This is a genomic window from Luteimonas sp. RIT-PG2_3, from assembly GCF_054902115.1.
This window is the reverse complement of record NZ_JBUBPF010000004.1, coordinates 373,616-390,685: the sequence shown is the minus strand read 5'-3', so window position 1 is coordinate 390,685 and position 17,070 is coordinate 373,616. Positions and strand designations below refer to the sequence as shown.

The window sequence follows — 17,070 nt, the reverse complement described above, 5'->3', positions numbered from 1 at the left end:
GTTTCCCCGGCCGCTTCGCATATTACGTCCGATCACCCGGATCAGAACTTGTAGCGGAAGCCCAACTGCAGCGACCAGCGCGATTCCCAATCCGTCCAGACCGGGGCGGCGACATTGCCGAAGTTGTAGATGTACTGGTTGGTCGCAGCATCCACGCCCTGGAAATTGACCGCGACGCGATCACCATAGGGAGAGTTGTACTGGATACGACCCCAATCCTTGTTGATCAGATTGCCGACGTTCATGACGTCCAGCCAGATTTCCGACTTGTGCCCGCTGAAGAAGCCAGGCAACTCCTGGCTGATGCGCAGATCGAACTGGTTCACCCAAGGATTGCGCATGCCGTTGCGCGGCACCACTGCACCCTTGTACTTGTCCAGTCCGTTGCTATTGACCCAGTCGAAGAAGGCCTGCTCCATTGCGGCGCCGCCGGTGAACAACACCTCGCCCGCGCCACCTGGAATATAGAGCAGGTCGTTGGTGTAACCGTCGCCATTCATGTCGTTGGCGAAGCGCCAGCTGTGCGGGGCGCCCGAGCGGCCCTCGTAGAAGACGGACAGGATCGTCGCGTAATCGCCGAAGAAGGCTTTACGGAATTGCAGGCTACCGGTGAAGCGATCACGAATCTCGTAGTTCGACCTGGCCGCCTCATCCGAATTCGGATCGAAGATCGCCTTGTTGGACCAGTTGGAGATCGCGCGCGAGCTGGTCAGCGGGTTGACCTCGGTCGCATTCGTGTAGGTGTAGTTCAGCGACCAGCCCCAGGTGTCGACAAGCGGCTTGTTCAACCCGAAAGTGAACTGCGCACTGCGGCCATTGTCGGTATTTTTCAGCAGCAGCACACCGTCCCCGGCCCAGCCCGTGACGTTCTCGTAGCCCGGGATCGTATCTGCCAAGGCCGCCACACCGAGACTGCCATTGGCGCGCGCAGGATTAGGCCGAGCGGAAGTATTCGGCGGCGCATAAACATTGGTGGTGTAGAAGGTGCGTCCGTCGTTCTGAGTGTCGACGTAAGTCGGAGTTCCCAGATCGAGACGCTCGAAGTGCAATCCCTTGTTGACCCTGGTGTACAGCAGTTCGGCGGACGCGACGATCCCATGCCATGGCAGCTCGGTATCGAATGCCAGATTGGCCTTCCACACCGACGGCTGCTCGAAATCCTTGTCCATCAGGTTGACCATCATGCCGTAGCCGCTGGCGGGATTCGGCTTGGGCATGTTGTCCACGTCATCCAATACCACCGGCAGCCAGCCATCTGCAGTATTCCGGTCGTTGTAGCCAATCAGGCCGAAACCGGTGTTCTGGTACGAGTTGCCCACCCAGACGTTTGCCGCCGCGCCCTGGAACAGGCCCAGACCGCCACGCAGTTGCGTCGGACGCTCGCTGTCGAAGGTATAGTTGAATCCGAAACGCGGCTGGATCAGTGCGCCCTCCAACTTCTCGCGGTTGTCGTAACCGTAGTACTGCTGCACCAACTGGTTGTGCACCGGCACGTCATCCATGCTCGGCTTGTCGACGCGCAGGCCGAACAGCAGGGTCAGGTTGTAATTCACTGCCCAGCTGTCCTGCACGAATACGCCGGTATTGGCATGCTTGTAGCGCATTGCAACCGAATCCAGGTTGCTGCCCGGGATCGGAGCATTGAGGTCATACACCGAATACTGGCCGTTGCGGAACGCGTCCAGACCGGCGAACACATAGGTTCCCCAGATATTCTGCGCGTACATGTTGTAGACGTCGTTGCGCTCCCAGTCGAAGCCGAACTTCAGTGTGTGGTCACCGACGTACCAGGTGCCGGCAGCGAATACGTTGTCGGTGGTGGTATTGATCTGGTTGCCATGGCGGAATTCGTCCGTACCAAAGTTCAGGTAGGGCGGGGCCACGCCGGTATCGCCGAAGGTGACGACAACCTGCGGCAGACGCGAATACACCGTGCTCAGCGAATCGTAGGTGCGGCGACCGACCTTCAGCTCGGTGGAAAAGTTGTCATTCCAGTCGCTGAACAATTGCACGACCGACGTTTCGACTTTCTTGGTGACATCGTACCAACGGCTGTTCAGACCCAACGCCGGACCGAAGGTCCCGACGTTATGGCTGTTGTAGTTCATGCTGTTACTGGAACCAGAGAGATTGGGCTCGATCTGCTCAAGCTTGGAGAACCGTGCCGACAGACGGTGATCATCAGTGATGTTCCAGTCGATCTTGGCGGCGTATTCCTCGACTTCGTTCTTGATGCTGTCGGGCGACTCCATGCTGCCGATGTCCACGCCATACACGTCACGTGCGATCTGCTGAGCCTCCGTGATCTGCGCGGGCGAAATATTGACGATCGTGTTGGCACCAGAACCGATCGGCCCATACGACGCAGCAGCACGGTCGCGAGTGAACTTCTCGTAGTTGACGAAGAAGAACAGCTTGTCCTTGATCAGCGGGCCGCCAAAGGTGGCGCCATAGGTCTGCTCGCTCTTGAAGCCGGTGAAGTCCGCACCGGATACCGGATGCTCACCCCACCAGTCGCCATCCCGGTAGGCGCCATACAGCGAACCATGGAACTCGTTGGTGCCGGACTTGGTGACCGCATCGATCACGGCACCCGTCGCGCCGGTAATGGTGGTGTCATAGTTGGACACGTCGACGTTGATCGCCTCGATGGCGTCCATCGACACCGGCTGGCGCATGGTCGGGAAGTTGTTCGATTCGAGACCAAAGGTATCGCTGGTGTTGATGCCGTCGATGCGGATGGCGTTGTAGCGCGGATTCTGACCACCGACGCTGATCTCGCCGCGCGCCTTGTCGCTCTGGGCGATTCGCGGGTCCATCCGGACATAGTCCTGGATGTTGCGGTTGGCGGAAGGCAGCGCCTGGATCTGTTGCTGGGAAATATTGGTGCCGGCGCCCATCTTGGTCGAACTGAACACTTCAGACCCCATGACTCCGACCGCAGTCACGGTTTCCAGCGTGGTCATGTCACCGGTCAGCGCGGCATTGACCGTGCTGACCTGGTTCAACGCCAGATACACGTTGTCCTCCGTCCTGGTGCCTTCACCGGCCTTGGTCACGGTGATCGTGTACGGACCGCCGACGCGCAGGCCGCGCGCGTTGTAGCGGCCGCTGGCATCCGTGGTGGCGCGGCTGACCGTGCCCGACTCGGTATGGGTGATCGTGACTTCAGCGCCGACGACCGGCTGGCCGCTGGCTCCAACGACCTGTCCGCCCACGCCGGACGAGGTGCTCTGGGCAAAGGCGGGGGCGATGGCGAGCGCAGCGATCAGTCCAAGCGAGAGCTTGGAGTATCGGACACGGTGGCGATGGATCATGGTGGTAAGCCTCGATGCAGTTTGGGAATGTGCAAGGTGAAACGAAGAACTGAAGGTCTGGACAGCCGATCTCTCGAATCGACAGCGTTGCGCGTGCGCCAATGCTGACGCCCACAGGCGGCTGTCTTCGCCAATGTGGACGTGCTGTGAAATTCCGGGTGGTTAACGACAGATTAACACGGTAACCGGGTCAGATGACAGCCGAGTGACACCCTCGCGACGGTCTGAAACATGCGCCGTGAAGGTGTTTTAAAGCCGGGCTGAGGAACGCTTCGCAAGCCCCTGATTCAAGGACGTCATACCTGTCCGGGGGCCATGCCCTGCAGGTAGGTGGCGATGCCGTCGAGCAGCATCTGCACCGAAATGGCGACCAGCAGCATGCCCATCAGCCGCTCCATCGCAGTCAGTGCGCGGATGCCGAGCAGGCGGTAGAGGTAGGTCGCCGAGAACAGGATCGCGGCGGTGGCGGTCCAGGCCAGCATCAGCGCCAGGCTCCATTCGCCCAGGCGATCGGGTTCGTTGCTGCCCATCAGCATCACCGCGGCCATGCCCGAGGGACCGGCCACCAGCGGGATCGCCATCGGCACGATGAAGGGCTCGCCGTCCGGGATCTCGCCCATCAGGCCTTCCGGCGGCGGGAAGATCATCCGGATGCCGATCAGGAACAGCACGATACCGCCGGCGATCGATACCGACTCCTGGCGCAGGTGCATGACCTCCAGCGCGTACTTGCCGCCCCACAGGAACACCATCAGCACGCCCAGCGCGATCAACAGCTCGCGGGCCAGCACGATGCGCTGGCGTCGCGGTGGCAACCTGCGCAGCATGCTCAGGAAGATCGGGATGTTGCCCAGCGGATCCAGGATCAGGAACAGCAGCAGGGCGGCAGACAGGATCGTCATGACCGGGCCAGGGCCTCGCTCGCGGTCAGCACCCCGCCGCGATGCACGGCGCCCGCCGGCGACAGCAGGTGCACGCAGGCATCGGCATAGCGCACAGGATCCTTGGCGACGCGGTCTTCGGCTTCGACGAAGGCACGCGCGCGCAACGGCGTGCGCATCGGGCCGGGGGCGATGCCGCTGACGCGGACCGGCGCCTCTCCGAGTTCGGCATGCAGCATCGCGACCAGTGCAGCCAATCCGGCCTGGGCGACACCGTAAGCCCCCCAGTAGGCCTGGCCCGCGCGTTCAGCTTCATCGATGGCGAAGACCACGGCACTGTCGTCCGCGCGTCGCAGCAGCGGCAGGCAGGCCTGGGTCAGCCACCAGCGTGCGGTCAGATTGACGTGCAGGCTGCGCGCGAACTCGGCCGGGTCGGTATGTTCGAGCGGCGTGAGCCCACGGAAATGCGCCGCGCAATGCAGCAGCCCGTCGAGCCGGCCGAAGGCGTCGTCGATCCGCTGCGCGAGCTCGGCATGGTCGTCGGCCGACGCGCCCTCGAGATCCATCGGATACAGCAGCGACTCCCCGCCCTCGGTAGAGATCGCATCATGCAGGCGATTGAGCCTGGGTACCTTGCGTCCGAGCAGCACGACGGTCGCACCGGCGCGCGCCACCGCCAGCGACGCGGCGTGGCCGAGGCCCCCGTGTGCACCGGCGACCAGCACCACGCGGCCCGACAACGGCAGCGTCGCAGCGTCTACAGTGTCCGGCCGCGCGCTCACGCCTTCTGGACCTCCGCGATCATCCGTGCGAGCTCGCCGGACTCATGCAGTTCAAGGGTGATGTCGCAGCCGCCGATCAGTTCGCCATGGATGAACAGCTGCGGGAATGTCGGCCAGTTGGAATAGCGCGGCAGGTTGGCGCGGATCTCCGGATCCTCCAGCACGTTGATGCTGTGGAACGCGGTGGCGCCGGCATCCTTCAGGGCCTGCACGGTGCGGCTGGAGAATCCGCACATGGGGAACTGCGGCGTCCCCTTCATGAACAGGACCACGGGGTGGTTCTCCACCTCGGTCTGGATGCGTTCGAGTACGGCCATTCGGAAACTCCGGCAATGCGCTGCCACGCACGATGGCGGCCGGCAGGCGTGGGGATTGGAAGCAGTGTTGTGTATTGTAAGCCGCGCAAATGCCGCCCAACCGCCGGCCGCCCCACCCCCGCAGCCGGCCCGGCCGGCCTGCCGATGGGCCCACACAGGATGTCCCGCCCCATGCCGATCGATTTCCCCGCCCTCCCCTACGACCGCAGCGCCCTGGAGCCCCATCTGTCGGCGGACACGGTCGAGCAGCATCACGACCGCCACCAGAGGGCGCATGTCGACGAGGTCAACGCCCTGATCGCGGACACGCCGTTCGCGGAATCTTCGTTGGAAGAGATCGTCCGCAAGGCCCAGGGGCGCCTGTTCGACCACGCCGCGCAGGCCTGGAACATCCAGTTCTACTGGCAGGGCCTGAAGCCCGCGTCCGGTGGCGGCGGGGGCACGCCGGGCAAACGCCTGACCGAGGTCATCGCGCGCCAGTTCGGCGACAGCAAGGGCCTGCAGCAGCAGTTCAACACCGCGGCCATGCGCCTGTTCGGCGCCGGCTGGGTCTGGCTGGTGCAGCGCCGTGGCGGGGGCCTGGCGATCATCGCCACGGCCAATGCGTCCACGCCGCTGACCGGCGACGACACCCCGCTACTGGCCTGCAGCCTGTGGGAGCACGCCTGGTACCTGGACTATCGGCATGCCCGGGACAAATACCTGGACGCCTTCTGGCATCTGGTCGACTGGGATGCGGTGGCAGGCCGGCTGCGCGGCTGATCGGGTTGCAGGCAGCCGGCGTATCAGCTCAGGCGAGGTAGGCCGGCTGACGCATTCCGGCCGTCGTCAGCGCTTCCGTTGCGATCGGCGAGACGCCCATCGACGCCACGATCGCCCCATCCCTCACATTCCCGACAGCGCGCCGATCACCGGTGCGACCTGGGCCTTGCGATCGAGCGCGTCGCCGACATCCGCCAGGACATCGGCCAGGGCCATCGGCGCGTCGGCACGCAAGGTGGCGTGGCCGACCTTGCGGCCAAGCCGGGGCTGCTTGCCGTAGTCGTGCCAGTGGCCGCCGGCAACGCCCAGCACGGGCGACGGGTCCGGCATCTCGCCAATCCAGTTCAGCATGCAGGCGTGGCCGATCATCCGGGTCGCGCCCAGCGGCAGGCCGAGCACGGCACGCAGGTGGTTTTCGAACTGCGAGGTCTCGGCGCCTTCGATCGTCCAATGCCCGGAGTTGTGCACGCGCGGCGCGAGTTCATTGGCCAGCAGTTGGCCATCGCGGCAAAACAACTCCAGCGCGAACACGCCGACATAGTCCAGCCGTTCGGCCAATGCACGCGCATAACCGTAGGCGGTTTCGGCCAGGTCTGCGTCGACGGTCGCCGGCGCAAGGCTGGCCGACAGCACGCCATCGACGTGCCAGTTCTCGGTCAGCGGCCAGGTCCGGAACTCGCCATCGCGGGCGCGCACCGACACCACGCTGAGCTCGCGCTCGAACGGCACGAAAGCTTCCAGGATCAGGCCGACACTGGCGGCCTGCGCGCCCAGGGCCGACCAGGCGGCATCGGCGTCGCCAAGACTGCGGATGCGGAACTGGCCCTTGCCGTCATAGCCGAGCCTGCGGGTCTTCAGGATGCACGGCACGCCGACCTGGGCAATCGCGGCATCGAGCTCCTCGCGCGTCGACAACGCCGCGAACTTGGGCACCGGAATGCCGAGTTCACGGAACAGGGTCTTCTCGGCCAGGCGATCCTGGCTGACGCCCAGCGCGCGCGGATTCGGAAACACCGGCACGCGCTCGACCAGCCATTCGGCACTCTCGGCCGGCACGTTCTCGAAATCGAAGGTCGCGACATCGACCCGCGACGCGAAATCCGCCAGCGCGTCCTGGTCGCGGTAATCGCCGACCAGCAGCGGCGCGAACTGGCCCGCGCAGGCATCGTCGGCGGTGTCCATGACCAGGAAGCGCAGGCCCAGCGATGCGCCGGACAAGGCGAGCATGCGGGCCAACTGCCCGCCTCCCAGGATTCCAACCGTCGTCATGGCGTGTCGATCACTTGCGGGGGTCGTCGTTGGCGGCCACGTCGTCGGTCTGCCGCTGGCGGAAGGCATCGAGCGCGGCACCGATGTCAGGATGGGTCGGCGCCAGCAGCGATGCGGCGAACAAGGCGGCGTTGGTCGCGCCCGCGTTGCCGATCGCGAACGTGGCGACCGGGATGCCGCCCGGCATCTGCACGATCGACAGCAGGGAATCCATGCCGTTGAGCGCCTTGCTCTGCACCGGCACGCCCAGCACCGGCACCGCGGTCTTGGCGGCCAGCATGCCCGGCAGGTGCGCGGCGCCACCGGCGCCGGCGATGATCGCGCGCAGGCCGCGCCCGGAGGCCGTGGCGGCATAGTCGAACAGCACGTCGGGCGTGCGGTGCGCTGAGACCACGCGGACCTCGTGCGGTACGCCGAGCGCCTCGAGTTTCAGCGCGGCATGCTGCATGGTCTCCCAGTCGGATCGCGATCCCATCACGATACCGACCAGTGGGCCGACCGCTGGGTTGGATGACGCTGCGGACATGGGTGTTCCCCGGCTTAAACACGTATTCTACGCCTTCCGTTACAAACGATCAGCCCCACGCCATGGATCGCAAACTGCTCGACATCCTCGTCTGCCCCGCCAGCCGCCAGCCGCTGCAGCTCCTCAACAAGGCCGGCCTGGCCGCGCTCAATGGCGCCGTGGCCGGTGGCGGGCTGCGGCGCATCGACGACACCCCGCAGACCGCCGCCCTCGGCGCCGCGCTGGTGACCCAGGACCGCAAGACCGTCTACCGCATCGACGATGGCATCCCGGTGCTGCTGGTCGAGGAAGGCATCGCGACCGCCCAGATCGCGGACTTCCCGAAGGCATGAGCGCCAGCGCGGCCCGCACGTTGTCGCTGCGGTTCGATCCGCCGCTGGCCGCGGTCGCGGCGGATGTCCGCGCGGCACTGGCCGAGGACATCGGCAGCGGCGATGTCACCGCGTCGCTGCTGCCCGACAATGCAGATGTCGCCTACCTGCTGTGCAAGCAGGACGCGGTGGTCTGCGGCCGGCCATGGTTCGATGCCTGCCACCTGGCGCTTGATCCCGAGGTCCGGATCGACTGGCAGGTCGACGAGGGCGAGCGCGTCGCCAAGGGCACCGTGCTGGCCACCCTGACCGGCCGCTCGCGCGCACTGGTCAGCGCCGAGCGTGCCTCGCTGAATTTCATGCAGACCCTCAGCGCCACCGCGACCGTCACCGCCGCCCATGTCGATGCGGTCCGGGGCACGCGCGCGCGCATTCTCGATACCCGCAAGACCCTGCCCGGCCTGCGCCAGGCACAGAAGTACGCGGTACGCGTCGGCGGCGGCGACAACCATCGCATGGGCCTGTTCGATGCGGTGATGCTGAAGGAAAACCACATCCGCGCCGCCGGCTCGCTGACGCATGCGGTGCGGACCGCGCGCACGCGCTACCCGCAGCTGCCGCTGATCGTCGAGGTCGAGACGATTGCCCAGCTCGAGGAGGCGCTGCACAGTGGCTGCACGCGCATCCTGATCGACGACTTCGACGCCGCTACGCGTCGCGACGCCGTCCGCATCGCACACGCCGCGCCGTTCGAAGGCCGCATCCCGCTGGAGGTCTCGGGCGGCGTCGACCTGCAGGGCTTGCGGGCGATCGCCGAGGACGGCGTCGACTGCATCTCGATCGGCGGGCTGACCAAGCACGTGCAGGCCATCGACCTGTCGCTGAAGCTCGGCCGGAAGGCCTGATCGCGGCAGGGGCGGCAGGGTTTGCGCCGCCCCACGAAGATCTTGCATCCCGCCAGCATCGCCGCCACATTGCGCGGATGCCTGACTTTCCTACGATGATCTTCGTGATGATTGCCGGTGCGTTCGCATTCGCCTACTGGAATGCAGCGCGCGCGGCGGCCGAACGTGCCCAGCACCTGGGCCGCGATGCCTGCAGTGCGGCCGGGGTCGTCTGGATCGACCAGACCGTGCATGCCAGCGGCCTGCGGGTCCGCCGCAACGAGGACGGGCGACTGGGCTTCGAGCGGACCTTCCGCTTCGAGTATTCCCACGATGGCGCCGATCGCCATACCGGCAGGCTGGTGCTGCGTGGCGAGCGGCTGGTGTCGTTTGTCGGCCCTGTGCGGGCCGCGCCTGTCAGCCTGAACTGAGCCGGCGGCACTGGCCGGGGGACCATAGGTCCATCGGGGCAAAGGGCACTAGGCGTGACGCGACGTCGCGATCTTCGATGACAGACCTGGATGCGGTGCGGGGCCAGGCGCCCGGAGCGTCGCTCGCGGCTTACTTGACCACGCGCAGATGCGCGCCACGCCGCGGTGGCGCACCCGGACCATCGTCCGGCGGTTCGTCCTGCGGCGCGCCATTGAGGGCATCGATGTCGTCGACCGGCGACGACACATCCTCGTCGGCCGAATCGGCGCCCATGTCCTCCGGCAGGGCCATGCCCTGCCCGGTCTCGCGCGCGTAGATCGCCAGCACGGCGGGAATGGGCACGATCACGACCTGACTGACGCCACCGAAACGGGCGGTGAAACTGACGTTGTCGTTGTCGAGTTCAAGCCGGGCGACCGCGCGGTCGGCGATGTTGAGCACCACCCGCCCGTCCTTGACGGTATGCGGCGGCACGCGCACGCCGGGGGATTGCGCATCGACCAGGATGTGCGGGGTCATGCCGTTATCGGCGATCCACTCGTACAGCGCCCGCAACAGGTACGGGCGATGACTGGTCATTCGGCTTGAGGACTCGCTCATGCCGCTAGTTTACGCCAGTGGCGCCGGCCCGCCAGCCGCTGCGGTCGGCACTGGACCGCACGCAGCGCATCGGGGTCGCATCGAGGTCAGTCGGGCAGGACGCGAAGCAGCTTTTCCTGCGGGGTCAGGCTGCGCACGAATCCGGGATTGCGGAAGATGCGGTTGCCATAGTCCTCGATCGCCTTGCCATCCTTGGGCAGCGGGATGTCGAGCGCCTGCAGGCGCCAGATGATCGGCGCCATCGCGCAGTCGGCCAGGCTCATTTCCGGATTCAGGAAGAACTTGCTGGCCTTGAACAGCGGGACGGACGCGGTCAGCAGTTCCTTCAACCGCTTGCGGGCGGCATCGGCCTGGGGCTTGGTGCCCAGCTGGATCGCCTGCACCTGCGGCACCCAGTCGTGCTCGATGCGCAGCATGGCAAGGCGCAGGCGCGCACGCGACAGCGGATCGACCGGCATCAGCGGCGGATGCGGGTAGCGCTCGTCGAGGTATTCGCTGACCACGCTGGCCGCGTACAGCACCAGGTCGCGCTCGACCAGGGTCGGCACAGAGTGGTAGGGGTTCAGATCGATCAAATCCTCGGGAGGATTCTGCGGGTCGACTGCGATGAAGTCGTAGGTGACGCCCTTGGCGGCAAGGACGAGGCGCACACGGTGGCACAGGACATCGTCCACGGAGGAAAACAGTGTCAACGCGTTACGCATACGCACGCTTGTTGCCATCATCTGCAGGTCTCCCACGACCGGTTACCGTCGGTCGCTTCGGCGCCGCCTACCCCTCGCAGGCGGTCGCCACGGTCCTCGCCTTCTTCCCTGTCGATCCCGTGGACCTGTCGACGACAGGTCCCAAGGTACGACAAAGGCAACGCAACCTACGCTCCCCGGCTGGCCGATCGCTGGCCCGGCTTCAGTGCACGTCCTTCCAGTACTCGTTCTTCATCATCCAGGCGAGGAAGGTGAAGAATGACAGGAACAGGATCACCCACACACCGATGCCCTGGCGCTTGGGACCGATCGGCTCGCTGGCATACGCCAGGAAGGCCGACAGGTCGCGGGCGGTCTGGTCGAACTCACGTGCGGACTGGGTCCCGGCATGCGCGATCTGCAGGCCAGTGACGTGCGGCGTACCGGTCTCGTCAGGCTCGCCGTAGATCGGGCTCTGCAGTCCCTGCATTTCCCACAACGGATTGGGCATCGATGCGTTGGGGAAGAACGTGTTGTTCCAGCCCAGCGTCGACTTGTCGTCCAAGTAGAACGACTTCAGGAAGGTGTACACCCAGTCCGGTCCGCCGAGCTTGCTGCGCACGACCAGCGACAGGTCCGGCGGCGGCTTGCCGAACCAGGTCTCCGCGTGCACGGCCGGCATCGTCGAGCCGATCTGCTCGCCGAACTTGGCGCCGGTGAAGTTCAGGTTCTGCATCACCTGCTCTTCGGTCAGGCCGAGGTCGTCGGCCATCCGCGAATAACGCAGGTACTTCAGCGAGTGGCAGCCCGAGCAGTAGTTCATGAACAGCTGCGCGCCACGCTGCAACGACGCCTTGTCGGACAGGTCGATGCCCGACTGCTGCAACGGGGCACCCGGCTCCGCGGCGATGGCGGTAAACGAAAGCAGCAACCCGCTGGCAAACGCAGCGATGCGGGTCTTGAAGGTCTTAGTCATGCGTCGTCACCCGGTCGGGCACAGGCTTGGTCTTGTCGATCTTCGTCCAGACCGGCATGGTCAGGAAGAACAGGAAGTAGTACGCGGTCAGGAAGCGGCCGATGATGGTCTCGACCGGGTCGGTACCCGGGCCGGCGCCGATCTTGCCCAGCCAGATGAAGCAGATGGCGAAGATCGCCAGCAGGAGCTTCGACAGCAGTCCACGGTAACGGTAGGACTTGACCTTGGCGCGGTCCAGCCACGGCACGAAGAACAGGATCACGATCGCACCGCCCATCACCATCACGCCACCGAGCTTGTCGGGGATCACGCGCAACATCGCGTAATACGGCGTGTAGTACCACACCGGCTTGATGTGCTCCGGGGTCACCAGCGGGTTGGCCTCGACGAAGTTGTCGTGCTCGAGGAACCAGCCGCCGAACTCCGGCGCGAAGAAGATGATGAAGGCACCGGCGATCAGCAGGAAGCCGACGTAGAAGGTGTCCTTGACCGTGTAGTACGGGTGGAACGGGATGCCGTCGGACGGCGCCTTCTCGGACCAGCGGTTGCCCTTCGGGCCCTTCTTGATCTCGACGCCATCGGGGTTGTTGGAGCCCACTTCGTGCAGCGCACCCAGGTGCAGCACGACCAGCAGCAACAGCACCAGCGGCAACGCGATGACGTGCAGCGCGAAGAAGCGGTTCAGCGTGGCATCGCCGGGCAGGTAGTCGCCCATGATCCACTCGGTGAGTCCGTTGCCGATCACCGGGATCGCACCGAACAGCGAGATGATCACCTTGGCGCCCCAGAACGACATCTGGCCCCACGGCAGCACGTAGCCCAGGAAGGCCTCGGCCATCAGCACCAGGTAGATCAGCATGCCCAGGATCCACACCAGCTCGCGCGGCTTCTGGTAGCTGCCGTACATCAGTCCACGGAACATGTGGATGTAGACGACGATGAAGAACAGCGATGCACCGGTGGAGTGCATGTAGCGGATCAGCCAGCCCCACTCCACATCGCGCATGATGTATTCGACCGATGCGAAGGCTTCCGCCGCGCTCGGCTTGAAGTGCATCGTCAGGAAGATGCCGGTGACGATCTGGTTGACCAGCACCACCATCGACAGCACACCGAAGATGTACCAGATGTTGAAGTTCTTCGGCGCGTAGTACTCGGTCATGTGCTTGCGGTACATCGGCATCAACGCCGGCGCACGCTCATGGACCCAGTTGTTCACGGTCGTCGCGACACTGGTCGCGGTCCGCACGATTGCATTCGACATGGCTTAAGCCCCTCCCTTGCCGGCCGAGGGATCAACCCCGATCACCAGGGTGTTGTCATCGGCGTAGTAGTGCGGCGGGACCAGCAGGTTGATCGGCGCAGGGACGCCCTGGTAGACGCGGCCGGCCATGTCGAACTTCGACTTGTGGCAGGGGCAGAAGTAGCCGCCCTTCCAGTCAGGATCGAACGGGGCGGGCCGGATCTCGGCCACCATCTCGGGCGAGCAGCCCAGGTGGGTGCACAGGCCGACCAGCACCGAGATGTCGGTCTTCAGTGAGCGCAGCTCCGGATTGGCTTCGCGGACATAGGCCGGCTGCTGGTCCAGGTTTTCGGACATCGGGTCGCGCAGATGGCTGTCCAGCGTCGGCAGCGCTTCCAGGATCGCCTTGGAGCGCTTGACGATCCAGATCGGCTGGCCGCGCCATTCGGCGATCAGGCGCTGGCCTTCCTGCAGGGCGCTGATGTCGACCGTGACCGGTGCACCCGCCAACTGGGCCCGCGCACTGGGATTCCAGGACTTGATGAACGGCACGGCTGCGCCGGCTACGCCCACTGCGCCGACCACCGCGGTGGTCGCGGTCAGGAACCGTCGCCGGCCGGAACTGCTTGGCCCCTCCTCGTGGACGGGGTCGATCACCGCTTCATTGGACATCCGGCACTCCGCAAATCTTTCGGTAGCTAATGGTGTGGCTGCCGCGTACCACTTCCCGCGAGGGGAGCGGCCGCAAAGACGACAAAGTGTAGCGGAACGCTGAATCCGCCGACAATGTCCATGCACGCGGAAGACGCAACCACACCATGAAACAAGGAGTTGCGGCGCGAACGACCGGGATCGCACGGCCGACGCGGGCGCGATGCGCGGATACGCATTCACGTCATTGCGCGCGGGATGGCCTCGCCCCGCGCAGGCCAAGGCGGTCGCCCGGGGGCGGCCTGCGTTCGTCTGCCTTAGTGGTGCCGCCTCGGCTCAGGTGCCCCGACCCGATCAGCGCCAGCGCGCCAAGGCGCTAGTTGGACGCGACGTGGCCGCGATAGCGCTCGGCGAGCACCGCCACGCGCTGCACGTAGCGCTGGGTCTCGCTGTAGGGCGGCACGCCCTTGTGCCGGTCGACCGCGCCTTCGCCCGCGTTGTAGCCCGCGGCCGCCAGGGTCAGGTCGCCCTTGAAGCGCTTCAGCAGCCAGGCCAGGTACTCGACGCCGCCATTGATGTTCTGACCCGGGTCGAAAGCGTTGATGACTCCGAACCGGCGTGCGGTGGCCGGCATCAGCTGCATCAGGCCCTGGGCACCGGCGCGCGATAGCGCGTTGGGATTGTAGGCCGACTCGGCGTGCATGATCGCCCGCACCACGGCCTCTTCGACGCCGTGCCTGCGCGCCGCGTCGCGGATCTCGGTCTGGTAGGCGCTGGTATTGAGGCGGATCGAGCCGAAATTGACCCCCGGCAGGCTGCCGCAGGCGAAGCAGGTCTCGAAGAAGCTGTACTGGATCGTGCGCACCGCGGTCGCGCCGGAGTTCCCCGCCGGCCGCGCGCTGGTGTAGTGGCGCACGCCATCCTTGACGTAGGAGTAGACCTGCCCCTGCTGCAGCCTGCGGGTGCCCTGCTGCGTCGCGGTGGCCGGTCGCGGCATCGCGGCGGCAGGTGCCGGCGCGGCGACCGTGGAGGCCGAGGCGCCCATGAAGGTCGCCGGGGCATTGTTGTTGACGCCCGCAGGGGCACCGGCGTCGCTGCCACGCGCGACGCTGCGGGCCGGTGCCGGCGCAGCGGCCTGCGCCGCCGGACGCCGGCTGGGGGTATAGGTGCTGACCGCCGCGCACTTGGCACCGGGGATCCGCTTGCTGACATAGCTGCGCGCACCGTCATCGCCATCGCAGCGATAGACCGTGCCTGCCCGTGCCGGGCCGGCCACGAGGGCCACCAGCAGGCAGATGCTTCCCAATCCCCCCAACACGCGCTTCATCGCCGCCACTATCCTCTGATCCTGCCGACAGCCCTTGCGGACGGCCAGCCTGTTGATTATCGAACGCAAGCCGGCGCCAAAACCAGACAAGCTCCGCCAACCCGGCCCCATATCCGCGCATTCCGTTCAGCCCCGCCCCTCCCTGTCGGCCTCCATGCCCCGCCCGGCTCGCCCGGGCCAGTGGACCGCTTGCCACTGGGTCACTTGCCACTGGACCGCTTGCCAGCGCGTGGATCGCCCTGCGGTTAAACTGCCGCCCCACTCAGCCATCCGGCCCGGACTCACCGCCGTGCCCCCGGAAACGCCATGATCGAACTCCACGTCCTGACCGGCGGCACGCCGTCCGCGAGCCCGTCCCTGTCTCCCGTCGAGGCCGCGCCGGCCTCCGCCCCCGCGGCGCAGCAGGACACGTCGGCCGTACCGATCCGCGGAAAGCTGTTCATCCAGACCCACGGCTGCCAGATGAACGAGTACGACTCGGCGCGCATGGCCGACGTGCTGGCCGCCAGCGACGGCCTGGAGCTGACGCCGCATGTCGAGGAAGCCGACGTGGTCCTGGTCAACACCTGCTCGATCCGCGAGAAGGCGCAGGAGAAGGTCTTCAGCCAGCTCGGCCGCTGGCGCCTGCTCAAGGAAAGCAGGCTCAAGGCGGGCGGACGTCCGGTCATCATCGGTGTCGGCGGCTGCGTGGCGTCGCAGGAAGGCGAAGCCATCGTCAAGCGCGCGCCGTACGTCGACCTGGTGTTCGGCCCGCAGACCCTGCACCGCCTGCCCGAGCTGATCCGCGCCAAGCGCGAGAGCGGCAAGCCCCAGGTCGACATCAGCTTCCCGGAGATCGAGAAGTTCGACCGCATGCCCGAACCTCGCGCCGAAGGCGCCAGCGCGTTCGTGTCGATCATGGAAGGCTGCAGCAAGTACTGCAGCTTCTGCGTGGTGCCCTATACCCGTGGCGAGGAAGTCAGCCGTCCGTTCGAGGATGTGCTGGTGGAAGTGGCGCAACTGGCCGCGCAGGGCGTACGCGAGGTCAACCTGCTGGGCCAGAACGTCAACGCCTACCGTGGCCCCTATGGCGAAGGCGACGATCTGCAGCATGCCGACCTCGGCCTGCTGATCCGCGCGATCGCGCAGATCGAGGGGATCGGTCGCATCCGCTTCACGACCTCGCATCCGCTGGAATTCAGCGATTCGCTGGTCGAGGCCTATCGCGACGTGCCGCAGCTGGCCAACTACCTGCACCTTCCGGTCCAGGCCGGCAGCGACCGCATCCTTGCGGCGATGAAGCGCGGCTACACCGCGCTCGAATTCAAGCAGAAGATCCGCAAGCTGCGCGCGGTGCGCCCGGACATCTCGATCAGCTCGGATTTCATCGTCGGCTTCCCCGGCGAGACCGATGCCGATTTCGAGAAGACCATGAAGCTGATCGAGGACGTCGGCTTCGACCAGAGCTTCTCGTTCATCTATTCGCGGCGCCCCGGCACGCCGGCCGCCGATCTCGAGGACAACACCAGCGACGCCGACAAGCACGCGCGGCTGTCGCGGCTGCAGGCGCACATCAATGCGCATGCAGCGTCGCTGTCGCAGGCGATGGTCGGCAGCGTGCAGCGCGTGCTGGTCGAAGGCCCGTCGCGCAAGGATCCCAACGAGCTGACCGGCAAGACCGAGAACATGCGCTCGGTGAATTTCGCCGGCCATCCGCGGTTGCGGGGACAGTTCGTCGATGTGCTGATCACCGAGGCGATGAGCAATTCGCTGCGTGGCCGCGTGCTCCTCGACGCTGCGTCCTCGGCGACGGCAGACACATCGCTCCTCACGGCGAACCAGGCGATCGCATGAGCCGGGTCGCATGAGCCGATCGGGCAGCCTGTGGTCGCGACATGCGCTGGCGCTATGGTTCAGCGGCCTGGGCGCGCTCGGCCTGCTGCGGTTCTGGTTGAAGCTGCAGCGCAGCGGCAACGCCGCGCTGACCGTGGACGGCTGGCTGTGGCTCGGCGGCGGCCTGGCCTGCCTGCTGGTCGCGGCGATCGCCGTGCTTCGCAGCGCGCGCAATCCGCGCAGCGCAGGGTACTGACGATCGTCCCATCGCGTACCCGCCGCACGATCCACGTCGCG

General features: G+C 65.9%; 18 protein-coding genes. 6 read left to right on the top strand and 12 right to left on the bottom strand.

The window, feature by feature from the left end; translation table 11 throughout:
• Nucleotides 1-41 precede the first annotated feature (41 nt).
• From ACYX7E_RS08705 to grxD, 4 genes are all read right to left on the bottom strand, one after another.
• Complete coding sequence (locus tag ACYX7E_RS08705; RefSeq protein WP_462080175.1) at nucleotides 42-3,317, bottom strand: TonB-dependent receptor; 3,276 nt, start codon at nucleotides 3,315-3,317, stop codon at nucleotides 42-44.
• A gap of 296 nt (nucleotides 3,318-3,613) precedes the next feature.
• Complete coding sequence (locus ACYX7E_RS08700) at nucleotides 3,614-4,219, bottom strand: YhgN family NAAT transporter (RefSeq protein ID WP_462080174.1); 606 nt, start codon at nucleotides 4,217-4,219, stop codon at nucleotides 3,614-3,616.
• The gene (locus tag ACYX7E_RS08695) at nucleotides 4,216-4,980 is read right to left on the bottom strand and encodes an SDR family NAD(P)-dependent oxidoreductase (protein ID WP_462080173.1); all 765 of its coding nucleotides are present in this window, start codon (nucleotides 4,978-4,980) and stop codon (nucleotides 4,216-4,218) included. The genes ACYX7E_RS08700 and ACYX7E_RS08695 overlap by 4 nt, the downstream gene beginning before the upstream one ends.
• Nucleotides 4,977-5,297: a Grx4 family monothiol glutaredoxin gene (grxD, locus tag ACYX7E_RS08690; protein ID WP_462080172.1), complete on the bottom strand. Its 321-nt coding sequence runs from the start codon at nucleotides 5,295-5,297 to the stop codon at nucleotides 4,977-4,979. The genes ACYX7E_RS08695 and grxD overlap by 4 nt, the downstream gene beginning before the upstream one ends.
• A gap of 171 nt (nucleotides 5,298-5,468) precedes the next feature.
• Between grxD and ACYX7E_RS08685 the strand changes: the two genes are divergently transcribed.
• On the top strand, nucleotides 5,469-6,059 hold the full coding sequence (locus ACYX7E_RS08685; RefSeq protein ID WP_462080171.1) for a superoxide dismutase: 591 nt from the start codon (nucleotides 5,469-5,471) through the stop codon (nucleotides 6,057-6,059).
• A gap of 123 nt (nucleotides 6,060-6,182) precedes the next feature.
• Here the strand turns inward: ACYX7E_RS08685 and ACYX7E_RS08680 are convergent, their stop codons facing one another.
• Nucleotides 6,183-7,328 (bottom strand): 5-(carboxyamino)imidazole ribonucleotide synthase, encoded by a 1,146-nt coding sequence (locus ACYX7E_RS08680; RefSeq protein WP_462080170.1) that lies wholly within the window; start codon nucleotides 7,326-7,328, stop codon nucleotides 6,183-6,185.
• Between the two features lie 10 nt (nucleotides 7,329-7,338).
• Nucleotides 7,339-7,854, bottom strand: a complete 516-nt coding sequence (gene purE, locus ACYX7E_RS08675) for a 5-(carboxyamino)imidazole ribonucleotide mutase (protein WP_462080169.1) — start codon at nucleotides 7,852-7,854, stop codon at nucleotides 7,339-7,341.
• A gap of 62 nt (nucleotides 7,855-7,916) precedes the next feature.
• On the opposite strand from purE, the gene ACYX7E_RS08670 reads away from it, so the two are divergent.
• From ACYX7E_RS08670 to ACYX7E_RS08660, 3 genes are all read left to right on the top strand, one after another.
• Nucleotides 7,917-8,186 (top strand): Trm112 family protein, encoded by a 270-nt coding sequence (locus ACYX7E_RS08670; protein WP_462080168.1) that lies wholly within the window; start codon nucleotides 7,917-7,919, stop codon nucleotides 8,184-8,186.
• A complete protein-coding gene (gene nadC, locus ACYX7E_RS08665) occupies nucleotides 8,183-9,070 on the top strand; it encodes a carboxylating nicotinate-nucleotide diphosphorylase (protein ID WP_462080167.1) in 888 nt (295 codons plus the stop codon). Before ACYX7E_RS08670 ends, nadC begins: the two co-directional genes overlap by 4 nt.
• Nucleotides 9,071-9,147: 77 nt before the next feature.
• Nucleotides 9,148-9,480 (top strand): DUF3301 domain-containing protein, encoded by a 333-nt coding sequence (locus ACYX7E_RS08660; RefSeq protein ID WP_462080166.1) that lies wholly within the window; start codon nucleotides 9,148-9,150, stop codon nucleotides 9,478-9,480.
• Nucleotides 9,481-9,610: 130 nt separating this feature from the next.
• Here the strand turns inward: ACYX7E_RS08660 and ACYX7E_RS08655 are convergent, their stop codons facing one another.
• The 6 genes from ACYX7E_RS08655 to ACYX7E_RS08630 all read right to left on the bottom strand — a co-directional run bounded on the left by ACYX7E_RS08655 (nucleotide 9,611) and on the right by ACYX7E_RS08630 (nucleotide 14,961).
• Nucleotides 9,611-10,081, bottom strand: coding sequence for a ClpXP protease specificity-enhancing factor (locus ACYX7E_RS08655; RefSeq protein ID WP_462080165.1), 471 nt, complete (start codon nucleotides 10,079-10,081; stop codon nucleotides 9,611-9,613).
• A gap of 86 nt (nucleotides 10,082-10,167) precedes the next feature.
• Nucleotides 10,168-10,803 (bottom strand): glutathione S-transferase N-terminal domain-containing protein, encoded by a 636-nt coding sequence (locus tag ACYX7E_RS08650; protein ID WP_462080256.1) that lies wholly within the window; start codon nucleotides 10,801-10,803, stop codon nucleotides 10,168-10,170.
• Between the two features lie 184 nt (nucleotides 10,804-10,987).
• Nucleotides 10,988-11,740, bottom strand: coding sequence for a cytochrome c1 (locus ACYX7E_RS08645; protein WP_462080164.1), 753 nt, complete (start codon nucleotides 11,738-11,740; stop codon nucleotides 10,988-10,990).
• Nucleotides 11,733-13,004: a cytochrome b gene (locus tag ACYX7E_RS08640; RefSeq protein ID WP_462080163.1), complete on the bottom strand. Its 1,272-nt coding sequence runs from the start codon at nucleotides 13,002-13,004 to the stop codon at nucleotides 11,733-11,735. The genes ACYX7E_RS08645 and ACYX7E_RS08640 overlap by 8 nt, the downstream gene beginning before the upstream one ends.
• Before the next feature lie 3 nt (nucleotides 13,005-13,007).
• Complete coding sequence (gene petA, locus ACYX7E_RS08635) at nucleotides 13,008-13,655, bottom strand: ubiquinol-cytochrome c reductase iron-sulfur subunit (RefSeq protein WP_462080162.1); 648 nt, start codon at nucleotides 13,653-13,655, stop codon at nucleotides 13,008-13,010.
• Nucleotides 13,656-14,010: 355 nt separating this feature from the next.
• Complete coding sequence (locus ACYX7E_RS08630; protein ID WP_462080161.1) at nucleotides 14,011-14,961, bottom strand: lytic transglycosylase domain-containing protein; 951 nt, start codon at nucleotides 14,959-14,961, stop codon at nucleotides 14,011-14,013.
• A 306-nt stretch (nucleotides 14,962-15,267) separates the two neighbouring features.
• Between ACYX7E_RS08630 and miaB the strand changes: the two genes are divergently transcribed.
• Both miaB and ACYX7E_RS08620 read left to right on the top strand, forming a co-directional pair.
• A complete protein-coding gene (gene miaB / locus ACYX7E_RS08625) occupies nucleotides 15,268-16,794 on the top strand; it encodes a tRNA (N6-isopentenyl adenosine(37)-C2)-methylthiotransferase MiaB (protein ID WP_462080160.1) in 1,527 nt (508 codons plus the stop codon).
• A gap of 10 nt (nucleotides 16,795-16,804) precedes the next feature.
• A complete protein-coding gene (locus tag ACYX7E_RS08620) occupies nucleotides 16,805-17,029 on the top strand; it encodes a hypothetical protein (protein ID WP_462080159.1) in 225 nt (74 codons plus the stop codon).
• Nucleotides 17,030-17,070 lie beyond the last annotated feature (41 nt).

Excerpts from the sequence above, each read along its gene's own strand:
- ACYX7E_RS08630 (WP_462080161.1), bottom strand. The coding sequence starts at position 14,961 with ATGAAGCGCGTGTTGGGGGGATTGGGAAGCATCTGCCTGCTGGTGGCC.
- miaB (WP_462080160.1), top strand. The coding sequence starts at position 15,268 with ATGATCGAACTCCACGTCCTGACCGGCGGCACGCCGTCCGCGAGCCCG.
- ACYX7E_RS08705 (WP_462080175.1), bottom strand. The coding sequence starts at position 3,317 with ATGATCCATCGCCACCGTGTCCGATACTCCAAGCTCTCGCTTGGACTG.
- ACYX7E_RS08685 (WP_462080171.1), top strand. The coding sequence starts at position 5,469 with ATGCCGATCGATTTCCCCGCCCTCCCCTACGACCGCAGCGCCCTGGAG.
- ACYX7E_RS08670 (WP_462080168.1), top strand. The coding sequence starts at position 7,917 with ATGGATCGCAAACTGCTCGACATCCTCGTCTGCCCCGCCAGCCGCCAG.
- ACYX7E_RS08660 (WP_462080166.1), top strand. The coding sequence starts at position 9,148 with ATGCCTGACTTTCCTACGATGATCTTCGTGATGATTGCCGGTGCGTTC.
- petA (WP_462080162.1), bottom strand. The coding sequence starts at position 13,655 with ATGTCCAATGAAGCGGTGATCGACCCCGTCCACGAGGAGGGGCCAAGC.
- ACYX7E_RS08650 (WP_462080256.1), bottom strand. The coding sequence starts at position 10,803 with ATGGCAACAAGCGTGCGTATGCGTAACGCGTTGACACTGTTTTCCTCC.
- ACYX7E_RS08640 (WP_462080163.1), bottom strand. The coding sequence starts at position 13,004 with ATGTCGAATGCAATCGTGCGGACCGCGACCAGTGTCGCGACGACCGTG.
- ACYX7E_RS08700 (WP_462080174.1), bottom strand. The coding sequence starts at position 4,219 with ATGACGATCCTGTCTGCCGCCCTGCTGCTGTTCCTGATCCTGGATCCG.
- ACYX7E_RS08645 (WP_462080164.1), bottom strand. The coding sequence starts at position 11,740 with ATGACTAAGACCTTCAAGACCCGCATCGCTGCGTTTGCCAGCGGGTTG.
- ACYX7E_RS08655 (WP_462080165.1), bottom strand. The coding sequence starts at position 10,081 with ATGAGCGAGTCCTCAAGCCGAATGACCAGTCATCGCCCGTACCTGTTG.
- purE (WP_462080169.1), bottom strand. The coding sequence starts at position 7,854 with ATGTCCGCAGCGTCATCCAACCCAGCGGTCGGCCCACTGGTCGGTATC.
- ACYX7E_RS08620 (WP_462080159.1), top strand. The coding sequence starts at position 16,805 with ATGAGCCGATCGGGCAGCCTGTGGTCGCGACATGCGCTGGCGCTATGG.
- nadC (WP_462080167.1), top strand. The coding sequence starts at position 8,183 with ATGAGCGCCAGCGCGGCCCGCACGTTGTCGCTGCGGTTCGATCCGCCG.
- grxD (WP_462080172.1), bottom strand. The coding sequence starts at position 5,297 with ATGGCCGTACTCGAACGCATCCAGACCGAGGTGGAGAACCACCCCGTG.
- ACYX7E_RS08680 (WP_462080170.1), bottom strand. The coding sequence starts at position 7,328 with ATGACGACGGTTGGAATCCTGGGAGGCGGGCAGTTGGCCCGCATGCTC.